Below are 20,611 nucleotides of genomic sequence, written 5' to 3' on the forward strand. Positions count from 1 at the left end.
ATTAAAGTTCTCCTTTCGGTACGGAAGCGTGCGATGCTCGATAGTTGGCTGGCGTAAGGCCGGTGAGTTTTTTGAACAAGGTAATAAAATAAGGCGTATTGGCGAGTCCGACTTGCTTGCCGATCTCCGCCACCGGTTGAGTGGTTGTCAGCAAACGGGATTTGGCCTGTTCGATCCTGACGTTTTGTATATATTCCACGGGCGTGACCCCGTTTACTTTCTTAAACGTTCTGTGAAGATGATAAGGACTGCCATGGGCGAGGTCGGCGAGAAACTGCAGATTCAACTCCTCCATATAATGGTTGCCGATATATTCGGCCACCACCGAGATCCATTCCTCATCGGGAAGCCGCAGGCCGGTAGGCTTGCATCGTTTGCAAGGGCGGTATCCGGCGGATAGGGCATGTTCGGCGTTCGGAAATACGGTGATATTTTCCCGGTTGGGAGGCTTGGATTTGCAGGAAGGACGGCAGAAAATGCCCGTCGTTTTTACGGCATAGAAAAATTTCCCGTCGCTGGCGGCATCGTTAAGGATAATAGACCGCCAGTGTTCTTCCGTCACTTTTAAGTCGGCCACTTCAATTCACCTCCAATGCCCATTATACCCCTTAGCCTGAACGTATGTACGTATTTTAGGATGAAAAAGCAAGATAATGAAATCGCAAGTTGTTAGGGATATAATGGAATAAATCAAGTCTGGCAGGGTAATTTTAACTAGAATATCCACTTTAAATGCGGAGGAACCCGAACATGAGACAAAATATTCAAGTCCCCTTTGGCTATGAACCGCCTGTTGCCAAGCGAAAAGGGACGTTAATCTATTACGATACTTTCGAGAATACGTCCGAAGCGGAGCTGGAACGCGCCGTTTCGATTTTGGAGGAGCGCTCTTTCAGCAAGCTGGTGCTGTATCCCCTTCATGAGGAGACGGTAAGACGTATGTCCAAAGAGCCGGTGCGCTCTTTTTTCAAAAGAGAGGACGAGCTTCATGACTGGCGCCGGGCACGGCAGCATTCCGATATTACGGTGGAAGGTTGGGAGGGGAAACGCAAAAAATACACGCCGATCGACTCTGCGCTCCGTTTTTTGGCGGAAAAATATCCTTCTCCCTACTTTCTGTATCTGACGCCCGAAACGGCCAATTTATTCGCTTCCTTCTCTTCTTTCGAAGAGTGGATCAAAAACATCCGGCTGATCCTCACGGAGGAGCCATCCGTTATTCATCCCCGGCTGCAAAAATACGCGAACCGCTGGGAAACGGCAGGAAGACATGCCGGTCAGGAGGAAACATGAGACAAAACAGAAAATGGATGATATGCACGATGGCGTTGATCCTGATTTTGACGATCGCAGGCTGCGCATCCCGGAACTCGGCTACTCCCGAATCCGGTGGGAACGGCATGAACCAGGGCCAGAACCCGGCTCCGTCATCCCCCTCCGCAAACGGTTCGCAGCAGCAGGAGAATGGTGAACCGTCACCACCGCAAGAGGAAGCTACGAATCCCATTGCCGACCAACTGGACAAACTGACCACGGCCGAAAAGATCGGGCAGTTGGTCCTCGTCGGAATGGAAGGGACCGAGCCGGACGAGCATACCCGAAAGCTGATTGAGACGTATCATGTCGGAGGATTTATTTTTTATAAGGATAATATTCAAAATAGCGGTCAAGCGCTGGCCCTGTTTAACCGGCTGAAGGAAGACAACTCCGTCAATTCGATTCCGCTCCTTCTGGGTGTGGATGAAGAGGGCGGAAGGGTAACCCGTATGCCTAAGGAATTCGCAAAAATACCGACTGCGGCAAGCATTGGGAGTACAGGGGATCCAAAAGCGGCGGAAGCTTTTTACGGGATCATCGGGGATGAGCTGTCCGGCTTCGGACTGAATCTGGATTTTGCCCCGGTATTGGACGTGAACAGCAATCCCGACAATCCGGTGATCGGAGACAGGGCGTTTGGAAATACGCCGGAGCGGGTGAGCGAAATGGGGCTGGCCGCGATGAAAGGCTTGAGCGACAAGGGAGTTATCCCAGTTGTGAAGCATTTTCCCGGTCACGGGGATACCTCGGTGGATTCCCACCTCGGTCTGCCGGTCGTGAATCATGATCTACAGCGGTTGAAAAAGCTTGAGCTGGTGCCGTTTCAGGCAGCAATTGAGGGTGGCGCGGATATGGTCATGATCGCCCATTTGCTCCTGCCGAAGCTGGATCCCGATCACCCGTCTTCATTTTCCAAACCGGTCATCCATGACCTGCTCCGGGAGGAGCTCGGATTTGAAGGCGTTATCGTTTCCGATGATATGACGATGGGAGCGATCACGGAAAATTACAGCATCGAACAAGCCGCAGTCGAGTTCATCGCCGCAGGCGGAAATATCGTCTTGGTCGGCCATGATTACGAGAAGGAAGAGGCGGTGATCCGGGCGCTCACGGAGGCGGTCGAACAAGGGAGCATTAGTGAAGAGATGCTGGACGAGCGGGTTGGCGCCATTTTGAAGCTAAAAGCGAAATATAAGCTGAGCGGAGATACGGCGGAAGGGCCGGACCAAAAGGCGGTCAATGCCGCTATCAAGGACGTGCGAAAGAAGTACAGTCTTCAGTAAACGTGTAGCAGCAGGTAGTGGGGGGCATGGGCAGCCTATGATGGTGCTAGGATACTTATACTTTAAAGCTCAATCATTGCTTTTCGAAGTGATGGCAGCTGTTGAGTGAACGCGAAAGAGCGGGGATGAAAGTGTAACGGTTGCTAGGGCGGTTATTTTGGCAAAAATAGACGTTATGAAAATGTAACGGTTGTAAGGGACGTTATTTTGCAAAAAGTGGGCATAACTTCGGCAAAATCGCCAAATAAGGCCCGTGGCGACCGTTAGAATAAAAAATGCTGTAAATAGAGGCAATAGCGGCTGCTGCAACCGTTAGAGCTTGGAGCAGGCGAGGTAAGTGCGAAAAGTGAGGTAAGTGAGGTAAGTGCGGTAAGTGTGGTAGTGCGGTAAATGCGGTAAATGCGGTAAATGCGGTAAGTGTGATAAGTGAAGTAAGTGCGATAAGTATGATAAGTGCAATAAATGCAATAAGTGCAATAAGTGCCATAAGTGCCATAAGTATAGTAAGCAATATAAGCAAGATAAGCGTGATAGGCCGGGAAAAGCATGATAAATTCGTGGTCACGTAATAGGCGTCTTGGGCGGCATGGGCGGCATGATGTAACACTTCGCGTGACCCGGCATGAGGTTCCCTGGACGCAGTCGGACGATACGTGCGGCGGATCGCACCGCATGCAGTCAACTCGGCTCGTACCGGAACTCTGCGAGATTGATCCGCCCGTTTTCGCTTACGGTGACGCCTTCGGCTTCCAAAGCCAGCTTTTGCACAAAAAAAGCCTCGTCGTCGCGTACCGCAATTTCGCCTTGAGCGTTGATGACCCGATGCCAGGGCAGACGGTATTTTTGGCTCATCGAGTGAAGGATACGGACGACCTGTCTGGCGGCACGCGGACTTCCCGCCGCTCCGGCGACTTGGCCGTAGGTCATGACCTTCCCTTCGGGAATCGCGGATATGACTTCAATCACTTTCGCGGTAAACGGCTGCATGATACCCTCCTAAAAACATGTTGAAACTATTTTACATGATGAAGGGAGATATGAACATGGATGTGATTATCAGATACATTAAAAAAGAGGATGCCGACGGCTTTCTGGATTTAAGCCATCGACTGGATCATGAAACAAGCTTTATGCTGCTTGCGCCCGGTGAGCGCCGTATAACTCCGGAAGAAAACCGGCAGCGCCTTGCGTCGCTTTTGGACTCCGGAAATTCCATGATCTTCGTGGCCGAAGCGAACGGGCAACTGGTCGGCTATGTGGGCGCGTACGGCTCTTCATACCAACGCAACAGGCATTCGGTCCACCTTGTCGTAGGCATACTCCAAGCCTACTCGGGGCAAGGCGTGGGAACCCGGCTGTTTGCGGAGCTGTACCGCTGGGCGGAGACCAAGCAACTGCATCGGCTCGAGCTTACGGTGATGGCGCATAACGAAGCGGCCATCGCCTTGTACAAGAAGATGGGCTTTGAAGTAGAGGGCGTCAAGAAAGATTCGATTCGACTGGAAGACCGGTTTGTCGACGAACTGTACATGGCCAAACTGCTCCCGTCGTAACTATCGTCCGATCCCGTACGTATATAGGCTGTAGCTCTGAAAAAGATATGGATACGGATCGTCGGAGGGAGGAAATAGGATGCAACAGCAGCTGCGGCAATTGGGTTATCCGGCCAAACTGTACTTATACGCCGTATTATTGATCGGCACCGTGATCGGAATGAAATACGTGATGGAGGTGCGTCTCCCGGATGGAGGAAGGCCGCCTTATCTGTTTTTGATATGGAACACGTTTTTGGCCTGGATTCCGGCGGGGCTTGCCGTGGCCCTGGATATCCTCAGCCTGATGAAAAGCCGGGTCCTGAAAGGCCTGTTGTTGCTTGGGACCGGCGCGGTCTGGTTGTTCTTTTATCCCAATGCGGCGTATATGGTTACGGACTTGCTGCATCCGTTCGCGCGCTTTCCGGTTTCTTCTTCGAATCGGTTTTGGTGGGATATGCTGTTTTGGGATCATCTGTTTACCGTGCTTCTGGTGGCCCTGCTCGGTTTGGCTTTGGGATCGGTGTCGCTCGGTTCCGTTCATGCCCTGGTCCGCCGGGCCTTCGGGCGGTTTGCCGGTTGGACGTTTGCGGTTGGCGTACTGTTCATCAGCAGCTTCGGCGTATACCTCGGCCGCTTTATCCGGTTCAACAGCTGGGATATTCTGCACCGTCCCGGTCAAGTGCTGAAGGATATCGCCGAATATTTCTCGAGCCTCGAAAATATCAGGCATGCGATGGTTTTTTGCAAATGGATATTTATAATTACCTTGTTTTGTTACGCTATATTATATTTGTTCGGTACTTTGCGCCAACGGACGGATGCTTAATCCGGTGAATTGGGTAATGATGATCAGGATTCCCTCGCTAACAACCTATCGGGAGGAGGGTTTTGATGCAATCATGGCTCCTTTGGATCAATGCCGTCGGACTGGCGCTGCTCGCCGCTCTTTTTTACGTGCTGGACAAAAGGATAAGCAGCCGGGTGCTTTTGCTAGCGCCGATTCTGGTGTATGTCGCGATCTCGCTGGAGGATCTTCTGGGATGGGTCGATTTCCGTGCAGTGCTGCGATCGGATGGTACGCTAAGGGCAGTGATCCTGCTGTTTGTTTTTGGTTCCGTCGTGTTTTACATCCTGTACATTTTCCGTGAAATTGCAAAATCCGCCCTGAAGCGCGAGGTAAGCCTGAAATCGGCCGTCATCCGGATCAGTATCGCGGCACTCAGCTGCGTCGTGTTTTTTACGGTCGTCTATACTTCGATTTACAAGCTGTTCGGCGACGGCAGTTTTACCGGGGATAATTTGGGGGAGGGGACTCTGTCCCAGGTGATCACCTTCTTTTATTTCAGCGTAGCCACGTTTACGACGGTCGGTTACGGGGATGTCATGCCCGTGGACAATACGTCGCGCCTGGTAGTGGTCATGGAGATTTTTTTCAGCTTCATTACGGTGGCCTATGCTTTGTCAATGATCGGCGTGTTCAGGAACATTTTTTTGAAGGAAAAGAATGATGAGACGTCCGGGAAAATGACAAAAGAAACCGGCCAGCCGGAGGATTCCGGGGAACTGGATGCTTGATGCATGCGCACGCCTGAATCCCGGTAAAGGAGATGATCGAAGTGGAGGCAAAAAAGCTTTTGCGGGATAATTTTCCCTTGCTTGAAACGGAACGCTTGCGGTTGAGAAAAATCGAAGCCGATGATACCGAGGCGTTGTATTGCTGCATTACCGATCCCCTCGTTCGCCGCCATACGTCCTTCCAAAAAGGAACGCTGATGTTTCCTTCCCGACTGTTCCGGTACTTTGACGATACGTATTTCAGCTTGCGCGACCTTCATTTTGCCGTCGAACGGAAGGAACAGAAAGGGTTGATCGGGTTATGCTCCTTGCAATTTTGGGTACCCGAGACCGGAAAAGCCAGACTCGGCTATTTGATCTCCCCGGAATTTTGGAACAGAGGCTTTGCGACCGAAGCGGCCGGATCGGTCATCTCGTTCGGATTCGGCACGCTGGAACTGGAACGGATCGAAGCGAGATGCGCGATCGGGAATCCGGCCTCGGAGCAAGTGCTCCGGAAATGCGGTTTTCGCTTGAACGGGGAAGTCGGCGACCGGCTGAACAGCTACATGTTAAGCCGGAAGGACGCCCGTCCCCTAGTAGAGGGGCATTTGTTACACAAATGAAATATACTTGTGATCAATCCCTAATAGAGAGAGGGTACACTTATTACATGACCCCCTTTTGAATATATTTGTCTCTTTGGAATCCGGCATTTTGCTCGGGTTCCCTTTTTTTTCATCCCGGTTTTATAACGGGACGGCAACCCTTTGTTTATTTTTGTAATAAACCCATTCGGAAAATCCGATTTCCTTCAGGCGTTTGGCAACCTCGTCCCATTCGTCGGCTACGCGCTGCGGCGTATGAGCATCGGAGCCGAAGGTGACATCGACGCCGAAATGCAGCGCCCGCTCCAAAATGGCGTCGGAAGGGTACCATCCCCCGGAAAGCTTCGTCTTGCCCGAAGTGTTGATTTCAATCGCCACTTTATGATCGGCAATCGTCCGAAGCGTCTCGTCGATGGCTGCGTCTGCAGGAATATCGGAGAAAGCCGGGTAATTCCCCTTCATGGCGTCAATGTGCCCGAGAATCTGGAACATGCCGCTGCGGGCCGATTCCCGGATCAGCGCATAGTAGGTTTCTTTATCGGCAATCCGCTGCGCTTCGCTAAGCTTCTTCCAGCGGTTTTTATTGAAAATGCTGACTTCGTTTACGCTGTGTACGGAGCCGATGACGTAATCAAACGGATACTGGGACAACACCTCGCGGTAAGTTTCGGCGTGATCCGGAAAATAATCCGACTCGATTCCGAGCAGGACGTCGATTTTACCGGCGTATTCCTGCTTCAGCTTAAGCACTTCTTCCACATAACCCGCAAAATCTTTTTTTGCCATGGCGATGTGAGGAAAAGGATGATCTTCCGGATTTCCGAAATACGGGGTATGGTCGCTGATGCCGATGACCGATAATCCCGCGGCGATACCTGCCTCGACATAGTCGCGGATATTGCCGTCGGCATGGCCGCAGCGAAAGTGGTGCGTATGCAAATCAAATTTCATGCTGTCGCTCCTTCTTTCTGTTGGTTTTTTACTCGGAACTGATAAAATGGGTTTCCGGCATTCCTTTCAAATCGCCGAGAAACTGCTGCATGGCGGAGTTAACGTATCTGCTGGATTTGTAAATGACGCCGACAGGGTGCGTGACCTCCAGTTCTGGGATGGATACAACTTTGAGAGAGCCCTGTCTAAGCTCCCGAAGAATGGACTGTCTGGATATGATGGCGGCGCCGAGGTTGATCTCCACCATTCGTTTCACTTCTTCGCTGCTGGTGAGTTCCATGACGATATGAGGCTCGATTTGATGCGTTTTGAACACTTCGTCCACAAACCTGCGGCCGACCGTGTCGGGGGACAGCATGATTAACGGAACGTCCCGCAAGGAATCCAGCGTCGGGATCGCTTGGGCGGCCAGGGGATGGTTCGGGGCCACAACGAGTTCGAACGTATCGTAATACAACACGCTGGATAGCACCTGAGGATTGTTTTCAATCAGGTAACCGATGCCGATATCGACCAATCCTTGCTCCACGTTTTGATAAATGAGGCTGGAGGGCATCGATTGAATGGTCGTTTTGATCAGCGGGAACTGATCTTGAAAATAAGACAAGATCCTCGGCAAAATCTGGATCGCGATGGATGTCGTTGTACCTAGGACGATATGCCCTTGCGGCGTGTGATCCAGGTCGGACAATTGTTGTCTCAATTCTTCGACAATATCCAGTATTTGCTCCGCCTTTTCAAGAAATACTTGCCCGCGGTCGGTCAAAGTGACGGGTTGATTGCGGTCAACGAGCACGGTCCGAAATTCGTCCTCCAGGCTTTTGATCTGGGCGGAAACGGCGGGCTGGGTCAAATTAAGCAATTCTCCGGCCTTGCGAAAGCTCTTCGTTTTGGAGATGGTAATGAGCGTTTCCAATTGGCTGATGTTCACCCGGCATCCTCCTTTCCTAGGAATTTCATATTAATATTTAATTATAGAGGATTTTTCCCGGCTAAGGCAATGAGACCGAAAACGGCATGATTCGATTTTTGATGACTTATTTCTGGGAATAAAGTATAATATATTTCATCATATTACGGGACTTTCGTAGCGGGTTATGCTACTACTTCGAGATGAAAAGAGGCGTAATTGTGAAAGCAGAAGTAATTAATCCTTTTCTGGAATCTGCACGATCGGTAATTGAACAGGTAATTCAGGTCTCTCCGGCAACCGGGAACCTGGGTGTGAAGGATATTACTCCGGTTCAGGATCATATTTGGATCGAGATCGATATGACTGGCCATTTCAGCGGCATGGTTGTTTTCGGATTAAAAGAAACGGTAGCTCTGCAGATCGCATCCTCGATGATGGGAGGGTTCGTGCTGACCGAAATGAACGAAATCGGCCAGAGCGCCATCTCCGAATTGGGCAATATGATCAGCGGTAACGCCAGTACGATTTTGTCGAATCAAGGGTACGCCGTCGATATCACCCCGCCTCGAGTCATCAAACCGGAACAATCGGGCGGCGCGCCGCGAAAAGCGCTCTGCATCCCTTTGCTTATGGATGGAATCGGCGAGTTGGATATCCAAGTGATGATCTCATAAAAATACTGAAGGGCGGGACTTAGGGCGATGGCGCTTAACGATAAAGTGATCGTCGTAACCGGAGCTTCCAGCGGAATCGGGGCTTTGGCCGCGCAAATGCTGTCCGAACAAGGAGCCACCGTCGTCATTGCGGCAAGAACTGCGGATAAGCTTCAAGCCGTCAGTTCAGGGATGATGGGGCCTTGCCTGCAGGTGGAAATGGACGTAGGCAGCGACGCTTCGGTCGAAGCCGGTTTCGAGCGAATTTACGCCGAATTCGGCCGGGTCGATGTCCTCGTCAACAATGCGGGTTACGGCAAATTTACCTATTTTGACGAGATGCCGCTGCAGGAATTTAACGATATGATGAATGTCAATTACATGGGGATGGTGCGCTGCACCAAAGCCGTGCTTCCCGGCATGAAGAAAGCGCGCTCGGGTCGAATCGTGAACATTGCCTCCATCGCGGGCAAGATCGGCACCTCGAAATCGACGGCGTATACGGCGACGAAGCATGCGGTGCTCGGTTTCAGCAGCGCGTTGCGGCAGGAACTGCGGGAGTACGGGATTACCGTCTCCACCGTCAATCCGGGACCGATCGATACGCCTTTCTTCGATGTCGCCGACCCGGAAGGACATTATGTCGCCAATGTGGGATGGTTTATGATGAAGCCGGAAAAAGTGGCCAAAGCGATCGTATCCGCGGTTCGCTCCGGAACGACCGAAATCAACCTACCGTGGATTGCGGGAGCGGGAGCCAAGCTGTATCAGCTGTTTCCGCGTTTGGCGGACCGGCTCAGTTATCGTTTGTTAAACAAAAAGTAACGAAGCGGCTGATGATCAGCCGTTTTTTTAATTCCGGAAGCATGCTTCCATATACATATATCTATCGAAAAGTAAACAAAAACGGGGGAAAGATCATCATGAAATGGCTGAAAATGTTAACGGTGTTGTTGGCGGTAACTATGGCAGGCACGGGCTGCGGCAAGGGAGGAACGGTGAAGCAAGCGGATAACGAGCCTGCCCTTCAAGAGACGGTTTCGGACAATGAAGGGGAAGACACCGCAAAAACGGAGAGCTTAAAAGACAAGGATATACATTATGTAAAAAATGCCGTACCTTATCAGGCACAGCTTTTGAACGATGTCCTAAAGGAGATCAAACTGCCTGCGATGGAAGAAGGGTGGCATAACTATCCGGTTTCCACGGCGTCCATCGACGGACAGGCTTTGACCATGCTGGAATTAAAGCTGGAGAACCGGAAAGACGGTCAAAGCAAATCCGGCGGCATTCCGCTGAACATCCGCATTGAGCCGAACGACGGCAAGGTCTACGAACAATATAAAGAGCAAGGATTTACGAGCATGACGGAAGGCGGAAAAGAATATCTGGCCGCCCCGGACGGCCGGAAACAAATCGTTTTTATCGACGGAGATTACGTTTACGGCATGGACTCGGTTTCGCTGGTCATGAATTTCTCGGGATCGACCTATTCTTTGGATGAACTGATCGATATCGCGGAACGAATGACGACGGATTCGGAGTATAAGTCCTATTTTGAGCTTCATTTGGACAATTACCGGGTACCGGACTATTTTGTGAATGACGGAAAGGAAACGTTCCGGATCATGGTCAGCTATCATGACGATGCCGATTCGCAGTCTTTCCGCCCTGAAAGCCAATCTCTCCTGATTGCGAATAAATCGGCGAGGTTCGAGCAATGGACGCCGAAGACCGAGTTGGACAGGGATGTCTACGGGGAAGAAGTCACGCTGGCCGGCCGGCAGGCGGTGATGGATCCGAACTCCTACATTGTTCATTTGTTTAACGGGGATCGGCTTTATGAATTTTATCCTCCGACCGAGGTCAGTGAAACGTCAGGAGCCGTGATGTATGAGCAACCATCGAACTGGCAGGATGAAATCGCGAAAATGATCGAGTCTTTGAATCTGCCTCCTCAGGAAGATGCAGCGGGTACGGCTACGACGGAGGAAAAGAAGGGTGGCGCCGCATCCGTTACCCCGGATAAGGAGAGCGAAATGCGGAGAAACGCCGTAAACGAAGTGTATTCGGACGCGCTGCTCGACGACAGTGTTTTTGAAGAAACCGCGTTCGGCTTCATGTCCATAGGCCCGGAAATCAGCATCTCGGAAATGCAGGACGAGCTGTTTTCCAGGTATGTGGCGCTTGGGAAAGATTTGGACAAGCTGAAGCTTAACGATGCGGGCAAAGCGCTGCTCCCGGCCGAAGTGGCCGGGAAGATGGACGAACTCGTCAAGTTCGGCGGATACGACGAGAGCCGGGTCTTTTATTTGAAGGATGAAATCAAAGGAAAACCGACGCTGTATTGGGCTTTGGCGATGGTCCAATCTTATGAGGGTTACAAAGTAATTAACGTATACGACGCGGAGAATGCTCTCTTTTTGACGGACTTATAATTGTAATGTAATGGATCAAGCGCCCGTTCCGACAAGGGAGGGGCGCTTTTTTACTGCCCGTATGAACGGGTGCGGCGAAGACGGATTTGGTTGGATCGGGTTTTTCGCATATAATGGAAATAATTGATTTTTTAACGACAAAGGATGAACTTACAATGACGAAAACGACTTTTCCCGGACTCGGCATCACAGAACAGCTTGCGGCAAGACTGGCGGACTTCGGAATTACGGAGCCGTCCCCCGTACAGGCCGAATGCATACCCGCCGCGCTGAAGGGACGTGATGTGCTGGCCCAGTCGCAGACGGGAACCGGCAAAACGCTGGCCTATCTGCTTCCGTTGCTGCAAAATACCGATCCCGCGGCCAAATCATTGCAAGGCCTCGTGCTTGCTCCTACGCAGGAGCTGGCGATGCAAATCGTGCGCGAAGCGGAGAAGTACGGGGAGCCGCTCGGCATCCGGGTACAGGCTCTCATCGGCGGAGCGGCCATCAAACGGCAGCTTGAACGTTTAAAGCAGCATCCCCAGCTTATCGTCGGGACCCCCGGCCGGATTCGCGAGGTCGTCGCTTTGCGAAAGCTGAAGCTGCATACGGTACGGACGGTCGTCGTCGATGAAGTCGACCAGATGTTCCAATTGGGCGGCACGGCCGATTTGGAGCAGGTGTTGCGCGGAACGCTGCGCGAACGGCAGCTGATGTTCCTTTCCGCCACGATTAATCCGGAAATCCGGGCGCTGGCCGGCAAGGAAATGCGGGACGCCGTGGAAGTGGGAATCGAACCGGAAATGCGGACCTCGAAAAGCATTGAGCATCTGTATTTTATCAGCGACCGGGACAAGATCGATATGGTTCGCCGGGTAATCAGGCACTTTGATCCGGCAAGATCGATCGTGTTCATCAACAACACGGCGGATATCGCGGAGGTTGAAGCCAAGATGAACTATGTCGGTTTAAGCGCGGGCGCATTGTATGGAGATGCGGACAAAACGACCCGCAGCGTGACGCTCCGCAAATTCCGCGAAGGGAAAATCCGCGTGCTCGTAGCTACGGATGTGGCGGCCCGCGGCCTCGATATCGAAGATCTGTCGCTTGTCGTCAACCTGGATCCGCCGATCGATTCGGAGCACTACGTGCATCGGGTCGGACGTACCGGAAGGATGGGCCGCAACGGACTGGCCGTTTCGATACTCGCGCCGAAGGAACAGTTTATCATCCGTAAATTCGCCCGGGAGCTCGGCATTGAAATTGCCGAGAAGGCTTTATACGGCGGGGAATTGGTGGATCCGGAAGCGCCGGCGGCCCCTCGCAAAGGCGGACGTCCGTCCCCGGGAACCGAACGGGGAGATGAAGAAGCCCGTCGCGGAAGCTCTGCGGGAGTTTCCGGTAAACGCGGACCGTCCCTGAGCAGCATGATCCTCCGGGGAGCCGAAAAGGACGATGAAACCGGCCGGCGTCCGGGTGGGAGCAGCCAAGGGGCTTCCCGGAATGCCTCGCCTGCGGGAGCGCGGAAGAACGACCGCAAACCGAAGCAAGGCGGCGAGCAGAATCGCAAGAATAAAGGGGCGCCGAAGTGGCTGAAAGAGAAGCAAAACCGAAAGTAAAGAAAATGTTGGGGGGAGCCGATTTTGAGTGAGACGCCGGTATTGCAAATTGAAGAGCTGACCGGGGGTTATAGCCTGGGACGCCCGGTACTCCATGATCTTAACTTTGAAGTGCGGCCCGGGGAAATGGTCGGTCTGATCGGTCTGAACGGGGCCGGTAAAAGCACGACGATGAAGCATATTCTCGGGCTGATGACTCCGCATCGGGGCGGAGTGGCCGTCCGGGGGAAAACGCGGGAGGAGGATCCGGAGGCTTACCAATCCTCCCTGGCCTTCGTCCCGGAATCCCCGCTTCTTTACGAGGAGCTGACGGTTAGGGAGCATTTGGAATTCGCCGCGAGGGCTTACGGAGTGGGGGCCGATGATTACCGGACTCGCACGGAACGCCTGTTGAAGCTGTTTCACATGGAGGAAAAGGCGGACAGCTTGTCCATCCATTTGTCCAAGGGGATGAAGCAGAAGGTGATGATTATGTGCGCCTTCGTTGCCCGTCCTCCGCTGTACATCATCGACGAGCCGTTCCTGGGGCTGGATCCACTCGGCATCAGGTCCTTGCTTGACTTTATGGTGGAAATGAAAGCGGAAGGCGCGTCGATTTTGTTGAGCTCTCACATCTTGTCGACGATCGAAAATTATTGCGACCGTTTCATCGTTCTTCACCGCGGAGCCGTAATCGCCCAAGGAACGCTGAACGATATTGCCCGGCAGGCAGGGATGCCGGATGCCCCGCTTGAAGATATTTTCTACACTTTGGTCAAAGGCGGAGAGTAATGATGGAGCTTCGTGAGCTGCGCAGCCGGCGCAAAGCGTCCTTTTGGGGCAAAGTGCTTCCCTTTTTGCCGTATGTCTTCCAGAGCGGAGTAGCGGTTCTCTCTCTGCTGTTGTTGATCGTTTTTTCCGCATGGTATACGTCTTTTCTGCAAAATATCCCGCCCGGTTTGCCGATACAGTGGATCATGCTCGTTCTGCTGGGCCCTCTGACGGTTTATTCCGGATTCCGGACTTACATGCAGCCGGCGGACGTGATTTTTTTGCTGCCGCAGGAAACGGGAATGAAGCAATATTTCATGCCCGCCTATCGCAGCGGGATCATTTACAAAATGATCGGCCTTTATATCCTGTTATTGATTTTGTGGCCGCTATATATCCGTAGCGAGGCCGGCGTGCACCAGCCTTTATGGCTGATGATGCTCGTGCTGCTGCTGCTCAAACTCCTCAGCGGATACGGGGCGTGGCAGGAGCTTCGCATTTCCGTGTCGCGCGCCAGAACGGGTTACCGGTTGCTTCGGTGGTGTTTCATCCTGCTGATTCTGGCGGCCTGGTTGTGGCAGCCGGCGTGGAAGAGCGCTTTATTCATGCTGCTCGTCGGCATCAATTATATCCTTGCATTGAGGTTCCCGATGAAGCATGCGGTGCCGTGGGAAAACCTGATCGCAGCCGAAAAGGCCGGGGCCGCCCGGGTGATGCTGCTGCTCGGCTGGTTCGTGGACGTGCCTGCAGAAGGGCAGAAAGTCATCCGCAGACGCTGGCTGTCGGGGCTCGGAAACGGCATCTCATGGTCGCGCGAGGGCGCTTACCGCTTTCTGTTGACGAAGACGTTCATCCGCAGCGAGCTGCTCGGCATTCTTGTCCGGCTGGCCGTGCTGGGGATGCTGCTCGTCGCTTGGAACGGCAAAACCTGGCTGGGCGCCGGGATCTACCTGTTCTTTGTTTTTCTCGCGGGGACTCAGTTGTCCGTGCTACGGCATGTTCACCATGATACTCCGGCGGATTCCTACTATCCGATTCCGGCAGGCTCCCGCTTGCATGAGATTGTCAGATTGGCTTCGCGGGTGCTGCTGGCGATCGCCCTGCTGATGTGGCTTCCGATGTTCATCAGACCCGAAGGAAACTTGGCGCTGCTGTTCGGCAGCTTGATTGTGGGACTGATTCTTGTGTTCGGGATGAAATCGTCCTGGAAGCGCAAGTGGCAGGAGGAAGAGGAGTAACAGAGTTGTTGAGGGGCATTTTCCAAATGAATTAACGGGAAAACCTCCTTCTATTTAGTCAAAAAAGCGTGTGATCCTGAATTTAGAAGGAAAACCTCCCGCTAATTCGGCTCGTAACGCTCCATGAGTGCCAAAAGTGTCATAATAGCAGGAAAAATTCCCGTTAAATCACGCGTAACTACTAATTCGGATAGGTTAGCAGGAGAATTTCCCGCTAATTCGTCCAATGGGTCGGCGGTTTCGGACTTGGCACGTCCAAATGAATTAACGGGAGAACCTCCTTCTATTTAGTCAAAAAAGCGTGTGATTCTGAATTTAGAAGGAAAACCTCCCGCTAATTCGGCTCGTAACGCTCCAACAGTGCCAAAAGTGTCAAAATAGCAGGAGAAATTACCGTTAAATCCCGCGTAACTACTAATTCGGATAAGTTAGCAGGAGGTATTCCCACTAATTTATGTCAAAGGGTCGGCGGTTTCGGACTTGGCACATCCAATTGAATTAACGGGAAAACTTACTTCTATTTAGTCAAAAAAGCGTGTGATCCTGAATTTAGAAGGAAAACCTCCCGCTAATTCGGCTCGTAACGCTCCAACAGTGCCAAAAGTGTCAAAATAGCAGGAGAAGTTCCCGTTAAATTACGCGTAACTACTAATTTGGATAAGTTAGAAGGAGAATTCCCACTAATTCATCCAATGGGTCGGCGGTTTCGGACTTGGCAGGATATAGATATATGCACCACAAAAAATGACGGCGGCAGGGAGCAACCCTGGGCGCCGTCATTCTTATTTGTTCGTTAAAGCTTACAGAAATACCGTACGGGTGATAATAACCAGCAAGATAAAGAGTACGAGGATTACGCCTGTGCTGGTCCAGAGGCCACCGCCTCTTACTTCTTCAACTCCGCTCATCGTTCAAATCCCCTTTCCCACAGGATATATCGTTCTTACAAAGTTATCCTATGAGAGGATTGCGGCGAGCGCTTGGGCTGGTATAACCGTTTTTCCGAAAAAGGTTTATGCCTGCAAGTCCTGAACGCCACGGTAAATGAGATCGAACATGTCCTCCAGGTTTTCTTCGGCGATGCAGGAGAAGGCGATCCGAAGATCGGTATCTCCCAGTGCGATCGTCCCTACGCCGTATTCGCGGATCAAGTGCTGGCGAAGGGATTCGGCGTTTACGGTTTTCAGCTTGAGGCACATAAAGTAGCCCGAGTTAAACGGATAGTATTCCCAGACATCGCCGTATTTGCCGCTGTCCAGCAGCGCCTTGACCTTGTTCGCCCGGCCTTTCATTACGCCAAACTTTTGTTCTTTTTGCGCTTCGAATTCCGGGGATTTCAAGGCTTGAAGCACAAAAGTTTGGGACGGGTGCGCGCCGCTGGAGACCGTGGCCCGGATGATGCCGATCGTTTTTTGCTCAAGAGCGGCCAGCACGCCGGCATCTTCGGAAGCGTAAGTGATGAACCCGACGCGGAAGCCCCATACGTATTCCTCTTTCGTCGCCCCGTCCACCTTGACCGGCAAAATGCGCGGATGGCGTCCGGCCAGCTTGCCGAACAGCGATTCGGACATGGAATCCTCGAAGAACAGACCAAAATAGGCGTCATCGGTCACGGCGACGACATTGATCCCCGCTTCGGCGGCTTCCGTAATCACGGAAACGATTTCTTCGCCTTCCTTGCCTCCTGGCGTATATCCTGTCGGATTGTTCGGGAAGTTCAAAATGACGATAGCCTTCCCTTTGTCCTTCTGGGCGAACAGCGCCTCGCGCAGCCCTTGGCTGTTAAACTTCATATCCTCCGTAAAAAGAGGGAAGTTAACAATCTCGCCGTGACGGCGGATGCCGAAGGTCAGCTCATAGTTTTCCCAGTTTTTATCCGGATAAATGACGACATCGCCTTCATCCACAAACAGGTCCGCAACAATGCTTAGACCGTGCGTCAGCGCATTGGTAACGACAGGATTGCCGAATTTATGGCCTGCGACCGAAGGGTTCTCACGGATCATTTTTTCGCGCCATACCGTGCGCAATTCCGGCTTGCCTGCCGGAGGGGCATAAGGATACAAATCTTGCGGTTTATAGGCCGACAGGGTGTCCTGGATCGCCGGCAGGTGCATCGGAATGCCGTTTTCGGTGGCGATGCCGATCGTGGCGTTGTACTTCTTCGCATTCGCCGACGCTTCGGCGGACTGGCTTAAAATGCCTTCCTTAGGGAAATAGATTTCCTTGCCCAAGGTGGACAGCATTTCATACACATGGACATTGCCGGATTTCAGATTCTCGTTTAATTGCTCCGCGAGTGGGTTCATCACGTTTCATCCTTCCAATCGGTTTTGATAGGGAACATTCTGGCGTTTTGACTGCCTAACATTATACCATCTTCGTCCCATGACCGTCACCGCCCAATCGCGCATCCGCCCATTAATTTCCTTGATGCCGGGGGCAAAATTTTTTCATCAGCTCCACGGTTTCCGGATCAAGCTCCGCATCCCGTTTCTCCAAACCCTCGACCACCTTCGTAAATTTGTCTTCATTCATGTTTTGACCGAATTTGAATTTGGCGCTTAGCGCTTCCGGCACGATTTTGACGAGAGCGACGGCTTTCAACTGTCCCGTATACTGCGGATCATCGGCTCTTATAGGGTCATAACCGCCTTCCGGCTGAAGCTTCTCCATAAACAGGGACAAGGCGGCAGCCTTTTCCACCGGATCCTCCACTCTTTCGGCGTACCCGCGAATCATCACGCTTTTAAAAAAAGCCGAGGCCGGACAAGCCAAATGGGGATCGGTAAAATAGGAAGGGATAATCGCATACTCCTTCGCAACGGTAAAGCTGACCCTGGGGTCGCGCGCCAAATGCTTCATCTTTTCGCCCGCCAGGCTGCCGTGAAAATAAACGTTCTGTCCGTCGTATACAAAGTTTAGCGGCGTCACGCGGCTCCAGCCGTCCTCGCCGACGCTTCCGAGAAAGCCGAAGCTCATTTCCCGCAAAAACTCCGTAACCTCTTGCTCGTTTTCGATTGCAAACTCTTTTCTCCTCATGGGATGATTGTCCTCCTGTTCCGTATGTCCGGATACATAAACTTTTCGTTTGCCTTCCAGTCTATTTCTTCAATTGACATATAAAAAGAACCAATTTAGATTATTTTTAATAGTCCACTTTTGGAAGAGCGATAGAAGGAGGCCCGCAGAGCCATGCATTTTCCCATCCCGTTCAACGAGTTCAGCGAGCAGTATAAATACAAATATTTGGCGCTGTATCATGCCATTCGCGCGGCGGTGCGGGACGGCATTCTGCCCGCAGGATCCCGCCTGCCTTCCTCGCGGGAGCTTGCGGAAGCGTACGGCATGTCCCGGGGAAGCGTTGCCCACGCTTACGATCTGCTGCTTGCGGAAGGGTATGTGCATTCCGCCGTCGGAAGCGGGACCTTCGTGGCTCAGATCGCCCCGGTCGGGTCCGACCACGCCCCCAACAAGGCTGCGGACATTCGTTTGTCTCCATGGGGAAAAAGAATAGCCGGTTTAATGTCCCGGGGGGAGCGGGGAGATTGGAACGGAAGCGCTTCGGAAAGCGAAAGTATTGAGGGGGGAGGTGGCGGCGACGATGTGATCTCTTTCCTCGATGCCGGCCCTTCCGTCGCCGCGTTTCCGCAGGCCGCGTGGAAGAGCGCGCTCGCCCGGGCCGCGCGGGATCAAGGCGGGCGCGAGCCCGCGGAACCGCCGGCAGCGGGCGACCCAAGCTTGCGCGCCGCCATCGCCGCGCACTTGCGGCGCAGCCGCGGCATTGCGGCAGACGCGGAGCAAATCTGCCTGTTTAACGGCTCGATGCAGGCGATCGTGCTCCTCGCCCAGCTGCTGCTGGGCGAGGGCGAGCGGGCCGTCCTGGAGGACCCGTGCTATCACGGGATTGCCAGGGCGGTCTCCGCCTGCGGGGGAATCGCCGTCCCCGCCCCCGTGGACGGGGACGGCATCATCCCGCGCGATTGGGACGCGCGGGTCTTGTTCGCGACGCCCGGCCGGCAGTTTCCGACCGGGGCGGTGCTGTCGCCGGCTCGGCGCCGGGAGCTGCTCGCCTGGGCGGAGGCGCGGAACGCCGTCATCATCGAAGACGATTACGACACGGAGTTCCGCTGGGCCGGCCGCCCGCAGGAGCCGCTCAAAGCGCTGGACCGGGGCGACCGCGTCGTGTACGTCGGCTCCTTCTCCAAGACGATGTTCGCTTATCTTCGCATCGGCTTCGCGGTGCTTCCGCGCAGCTTGGTCGCCCCGGTCCTGCGGGCGAAAAGCCTGTACGAGCCGGTGCCGCCGGCCCGGCTCGAGCAGCGGGCGCTGGCCCGATTCATGCTCACGGGCGATTACGAGCGCCACCTGCGGCGGATGCGCCGGATTTACAGCGCCAAGCTTGAATTGTTCCGCGGCGAGATGGAGAAGGCGATGCCGGGCTTGTTTCAGCTCAAGCCGACGGATGCGGGGCTGCTCGTGTTTGCCCCGTGGCAGCGCTCCGAAGAAGAATACGCCGCCTTTCGCGAAGCGGCAAAGCTTCGCGGCGCCGCGTTCCGGGACGGCGGCATTTACCGGCTGACGCCCGGTCGGCCTGCAGCCTGCTTTAGCCTGGCCCATTTGGAAGAACATCAGATTATCGAAGGGGTACATCGCATGGAAAAGGCGTGGAAAGATATTTAAGAAATGACGAATTCGGAGTATAATTATGTATAACTATTCATATTCATGTTTGTCCTGACGACGGTAACATTCTAATATCGTTTCTTGGAGGTGATGAGATGCTTCATATCTCGCCGGCCTCGCTCGTTTTGAAACCCGCCTTCGCCAAAATTGTATGCGAACCGAACTGGAAGTGGCGTAAAAGGGAGCAGCCGCTGCAAAATTACGATTTATTTTATGTATGGAGCGGTGAAGGCACAGTCATTTTGAACGATCAGCCCATCCAGGTCGGTCCCGGGAGTTGCTTTTTGTTCCGCAAGGGAGACCACACAAGCGCAACGCATAATCCTCAGCGGCCGCTTGTCCTGACCTACATCCATTTTGACGTCGATGAACCCGTGTCCGAGGTGCCGCGGCCTTACCGCAAGCTGGAGGATACGCTGGATTTCGAGTACATGCTGTCCAGGTATGTCCGTCTCTTTTTGACCAAGGCCTATGGAGCCGAGGAGGAAGCGCGCCTGATTTTGAAACAGCTGATCATATTTTTGCTCCGCGAGGAAAAGGAGCCCTCCAGAGAGAAAAAAGTCAGCCACCAATTGAACGAAGTGATTCAGGAAGTGGCCAACTACTGCCTGCAGCATCCGGGTCTTCCGCACAAGGTCGAGGATTTGGCCGCAAGGGCCGGATTGTCGCCGAGGTATTTTTCCATCAAGTTCAAGGAAATTATCGGCGTCTCCGTTCAATCCTATATCATCAAAGCCCGGATTGACCGGGCCCAGCATCTGCTACTGCACGCGGGGATGAATGTCACCGAAGTGGCCGACGCGCTCGGATACCGGGACATCTTTTTCTTCAGCCGCCAATTCAAACAGTACACCGGGAAGAGTCCTTCCGAAATTCGCTGACCTATTTTTTTAAGATCCGGATGTTTCAACGGGGGTTCGGATGGGTAATAACCTCTTATAGCTATTTAGCTTGGATGGGAGGTGTTACGAAAATGAGTCAGAGACGGCGGATGCGTAGCCAGGGGTGGTCGGTTCCCGGCAGCAGCATTTTTCGTTACCGTGTCCGGCGGTTAAGACAGTTCGGACGGGTGGAAGAAACCTGG

21 protein-coding genes are annotated in these 20,611 nt (G+C 53.0%); 14 read left to right on the top strand and 7 right to left on the bottom strand.

Translation table 11 applies throughout. From position 1 onward, the window contains the following. Position 1: 1 nt before the first annotated feature. Positions 2–583 (bottom strand): bifunctional transcriptional activator/DNA repair enzyme AdaA, encoded by a 582-nt coding sequence (locus ACSFXJ_RS05990; RefSeq protein ID WP_435925685.1) that lies wholly within the window; start codon positions 581–583, stop codon positions 2–4. Positions 584–750: 167 nt separating this feature from the next. Between ACSFXJ_RS05990 and ACSFXJ_RS05995 the strand changes: the two genes are divergently transcribed. Together ACSFXJ_RS05995 and nagZ are read left to right on the top strand one after the other, a co-directional pair. Continuing rightward, complete coding sequence (locus tag ACSFXJ_RS05995) at positions 751–1,293, top strand: hypothetical protein (RefSeq protein WP_435924294.1); 543 nt, start codon at positions 751–753, stop codon at positions 1,291–1,293. Continuing rightward, positions 1,290–2,600, top strand: a complete 1,311-nt coding sequence (gene nagZ / locus ACSFXJ_RS06000) for a beta-N-acetylhexosaminidase (protein ID WP_435924295.1) — start codon at positions 1,290–1,292, stop codon at positions 2,598–2,600. The genes ACSFXJ_RS05995 and nagZ overlap by 4 nt, the downstream gene beginning before the upstream one ends. A gap of 678 nt (positions 2,601–3,278) precedes the next feature. Here the strand turns inward: nagZ and ACSFXJ_RS06005 are convergent. Then, positions 3,279–3,587, bottom strand: coding sequence for an MGMT family protein (locus tag ACSFXJ_RS06005; protein WP_435924296.1), 309 nt, complete (start codon positions 3,585–3,587; stop codon positions 3,279–3,281). Positions 3,588–3,652: 65 nt separating this feature from the next. Between ACSFXJ_RS06005 and ACSFXJ_RS06010 the strand changes: the two genes are divergently transcribed. The 4 genes from ACSFXJ_RS06010 to ACSFXJ_RS06025 all read left to right on the top strand — a co-directional run bounded on the left by ACSFXJ_RS06010 (position 3,653) and on the right by ACSFXJ_RS06025 (position 6,315). Beyond that, the gene (locus tag ACSFXJ_RS06010; RefSeq protein WP_435925686.1) at positions 3,653–4,153 is read left to right on the top strand and encodes an N-acetyltransferase family protein; all 501 of its coding nucleotides are present in this window, start codon (positions 3,653–3,655) and stop codon (positions 4,151–4,153) included. A gap of 79 nt (positions 4,154–4,232) precedes the next feature. Further along, complete coding sequence (locus tag ACSFXJ_RS06015) at positions 4,233–4,961, top strand: DUF1361 domain-containing protein (protein ID WP_435924297.1); 729 nt, start codon at positions 4,233–4,235, stop codon at positions 4,959–4,961. A 65-nt stretch (positions 4,962–5,026) separates the two neighbouring features. Beyond that, on the top strand, positions 5,027–5,710 hold the full coding sequence (locus ACSFXJ_RS06020; protein ID WP_435924298.1) for a potassium channel family protein: 684 nt from the start codon (positions 5,027–5,029) through the stop codon (positions 5,708–5,710). Positions 5,711–5,751: 41 nt separating this feature from the next. Continuing rightward, on the top strand, positions 5,752–6,315 hold the full coding sequence (locus ACSFXJ_RS06025; RefSeq protein WP_435924299.1) for a GNAT family N-acetyltransferase: 564 nt from the start codon (positions 5,752–5,754) through the stop codon (positions 6,313–6,315). 123 nt (positions 6,316–6,438) lie between these two features. Here ACSFXJ_RS06025 and ACSFXJ_RS06030 read toward each other — a convergent pair whose 3' ends face one another. After that, positions 6,439–7,248 carry a histidinol-phosphatase gene (locus ACSFXJ_RS06030; protein ID WP_435924300.1) on the bottom strand — a complete coding sequence of 270 codons (810 nt, stop codon included), beginning with the start codon at positions 7,246–7,248 and terminating at the stop codon, positions 6,439–6,441. A 28-nt stretch (positions 7,249–7,276) separates the two neighbouring features. After that, positions 7,277–8,179: a LysR family transcriptional regulator gene (locus ACSFXJ_RS06035; RefSeq protein ID WP_435924301.1), complete on the bottom strand. Its 903-nt coding sequence runs from the start codon at positions 8,177–8,179 to the stop codon at positions 7,277–7,279. A gap of 200 nt (positions 8,180–8,379) precedes the next feature. Between ACSFXJ_RS06035 and ACSFXJ_RS06040 the strand changes: the two genes are divergently transcribed. The 6 genes from ACSFXJ_RS06040 (at position 8,380) to ACSFXJ_RS06065 (ending at position 14,841) form a co-directional block, all read left to right on the top strand. Continuing rightward, positions 8,380–8,835: a chemotaxis protein CheX gene (locus ACSFXJ_RS06040; protein WP_435924302.1), complete on the top strand. Its 456-nt coding sequence runs from the start codon at positions 8,380–8,382 to the stop codon at positions 8,833–8,835. Positions 8,836–8,862: 27 nt separating this feature from the next. After that, entirely contained in the window at positions 8,863–9,639 is a 777-nt protein-coding gene (locus ACSFXJ_RS06045; RefSeq protein WP_435924303.1) for an SDR family NAD(P)-dependent oxidoreductase, read from the top strand. Positions 9,640–9,737: 98 nt separating this feature from the next. After that, complete coding sequence (locus ACSFXJ_RS06050) at positions 9,738–11,252, top strand: hypothetical protein (protein WP_435924304.1); 1,515 nt, start codon at positions 9,738–9,740, stop codon at positions 11,250–11,252. A 155-nt stretch (positions 11,253–11,407) separates the two neighbouring features. Beyond that, positions 11,408–12,853, top strand: a complete 1,446-nt coding sequence (locus ACSFXJ_RS06055; protein ID WP_435924305.1) for a DEAD/DEAH box helicase — start codon at positions 11,408–11,410, stop codon at positions 12,851–12,853. Positions 12,854–12,877: 24 nt separating this feature from the next. Further along, on the top strand, positions 12,878–13,624 hold the full coding sequence (locus tag ACSFXJ_RS06060) for an ABC transporter ATP-binding protein (RefSeq protein ID WP_435924306.1): 747 nt from the start codon (positions 12,878–12,880) through the stop codon (positions 13,622–13,624). Then, a complete protein-coding gene (locus ACSFXJ_RS06065; protein ID WP_435924307.1) occupies positions 13,624–14,841 on the top strand; it encodes an ABC transporter permease in 1,218 nt (405 codons plus the stop codon). Before ACSFXJ_RS06060 ends, ACSFXJ_RS06065 begins: the two co-directional genes overlap by 1 nt. 800 nt (positions 14,842–15,641) lie before the next feature. On the opposite strand, the gene ACSFXJ_RS06070 is transcribed toward ACSFXJ_RS06065, so the two are convergent. The 3 genes from ACSFXJ_RS06070 to ACSFXJ_RS06080 all read right to left on the bottom strand — a co-directional run bounded on the left by ACSFXJ_RS06070 (position 15,642) and on the right by ACSFXJ_RS06080 (position 17,883). After that, positions 15,642–15,749, bottom strand: a complete 108-nt coding sequence (locus tag ACSFXJ_RS06070) for a sporulation protein YjcZ (protein ID WP_435924308.1) — start codon at positions 15,747–15,749, stop codon at positions 15,642–15,644. A 105-nt stretch (positions 15,750–15,854) separates the two neighbouring features. Further along, positions 15,855–17,150 (bottom strand): aminotransferase class I/II-fold pyridoxal phosphate-dependent enzyme, encoded by a 1,296-nt coding sequence (locus ACSFXJ_RS06075; protein ID WP_435925687.1) that lies wholly within the window; start codon positions 17,148–17,150, stop codon positions 15,855–15,857. A 112-nt stretch (positions 17,151–17,262) separates the two neighbouring features. Continuing rightward, positions 17,263–17,883 (bottom strand): pyridoxamine 5'-phosphate oxidase family protein, encoded by a 621-nt coding sequence (locus ACSFXJ_RS06080; RefSeq protein ID WP_435924309.1) that lies wholly within the window; start codon positions 17,881–17,883, stop codon positions 17,263–17,265. Between the two features lie 153 nt (positions 17,884–18,036). On the opposite strand from ACSFXJ_RS06080, the gene ACSFXJ_RS06085 reads away from it, so the two are divergent. Next, positions 18,037–19,524, top strand: a complete 1,488-nt coding sequence (locus tag ACSFXJ_RS06085) for a PLP-dependent aminotransferase family protein (RefSeq protein ID WP_435924310.1) — start codon at positions 18,037–18,039, stop codon at positions 19,522–19,524. A 98-nt stretch (positions 19,525–19,622) separates the two neighbouring features. Further along, positions 19,623–20,408 carry a helix-turn-helix domain-containing protein gene (locus ACSFXJ_RS06090; protein WP_435924311.1) on the top strand — a complete coding sequence of 262 codons (786 nt, stop codon included), beginning with the start codon at positions 19,623–19,625 and terminating at the stop codon, positions 20,406–20,408. Positions 20,409–20,611 lie beyond the last annotated feature (203 nt).

Source organism: Paenibacillus salivarius, from assembly GCF_051307165.1.
Lineage (GTDB): Bacteria > Bacillota > Bacilli > Paenibacillales > Paenibacillaceae > Fontibacillus.

What these genes read in the sequence shown, in the direction of transcription:
- ACSFXJ_RS05995 (WP_435924294.1), top strand. Translation starts at nt 751, where the DNA reads ATGAGACAAAATATTCAAGTCCCCTTTGGCTATGAACCGCCTGTTGCC.
- nagZ (WP_435924295.1), top strand. Translation starts at nt 1,290, where the DNA reads ATGAGACAAAACAGAAAATGGATGATATGCACGATGGCGTTGATCCTG.
- ACSFXJ_RS06005 (WP_435924296.1), bottom strand. Translation starts at nt 3,587, where the DNA reads ATGCAGCCGTTTACCGCGAAAGTGATTGAAGTCATATCCGCGATTCCC.
- ACSFXJ_RS06015 (WP_435924297.1), top strand. Translation starts at nt 4,233, where the DNA reads ATGCAACAGCAGCTGCGGCAATTGGGTTATCCGGCCAAACTGTACTTA.
- ACSFXJ_RS06020 (WP_435924298.1), top strand. Translation starts at nt 5,027, where the DNA reads ATGCAATCATGGCTCCTTTGGATCAATGCCGTCGGACTGGCGCTGCTC.
- ACSFXJ_RS06030 (WP_435924300.1), bottom strand. Translation starts at nt 7,248, where the DNA reads ATGAAATTTGATTTGCATACGCACCACTTTCGCTGCGGCCATGCCGAC.
- ACSFXJ_RS06045 (WP_435924303.1), top strand. Translation starts at nt 8,863, where the DNA reads ATGGCGCTTAACGATAAAGTGATCGTCGTAACCGGAGCTTCCAGCGGA.
- ACSFXJ_RS06050 (WP_435924304.1), top strand. Translation starts at nt 9,738, where the DNA reads ATGAAATGGCTGAAAATGTTAACGGTGTTGTTGGCGGTAACTATGGCA.
- ACSFXJ_RS06055 (WP_435924305.1), top strand. Translation starts at nt 11,408, where the DNA reads ATGACGAAAACGACTTTTCCCGGACTCGGCATCACAGAACAGCTTGCG.
- ACSFXJ_RS06065 (WP_435924307.1), top strand. Translation starts at nt 13,624, where the DNA reads ATGATGGAGCTTCGTGAGCTGCGCAGCCGGCGCAAAGCGTCCTTTTGG.
- ACSFXJ_RS06070 (WP_435924308.1), bottom strand. Translation starts at nt 15,749, where the DNA reads ATGAGCGGAGTTGAAGAAGTAAGAGGCGGTGGCCTCTGGACCAGCACA.
- ACSFXJ_RS06075 (WP_435925687.1), bottom strand. Translation starts at nt 17,150, where the DNA reads ATGAACCCACTCGCGGAGCAATTAAACGAGAATCTGAAATCCGGCAAT.
- ACSFXJ_RS06080 (WP_435924309.1), bottom strand. Translation starts at nt 17,883, where the DNA reads ATGAGGAGAAAAGAGTTTGCAATCGAAAACGAGCAAGAGGTTACGGAG.
- ACSFXJ_RS06085 (WP_435924310.1), top strand. Translation starts at nt 18,037, where the DNA reads ATGCATTTTCCCATCCCGTTCAACGAGTTCAGCGAGCAGTATAAATAC.
- ACSFXJ_RS06090 (WP_435924311.1), top strand. Translation starts at nt 19,623, where the DNA reads ATGCTTCATATCTCGCCGGCCTCGCTCGTTTTGAAACCCGCCTTCGCC.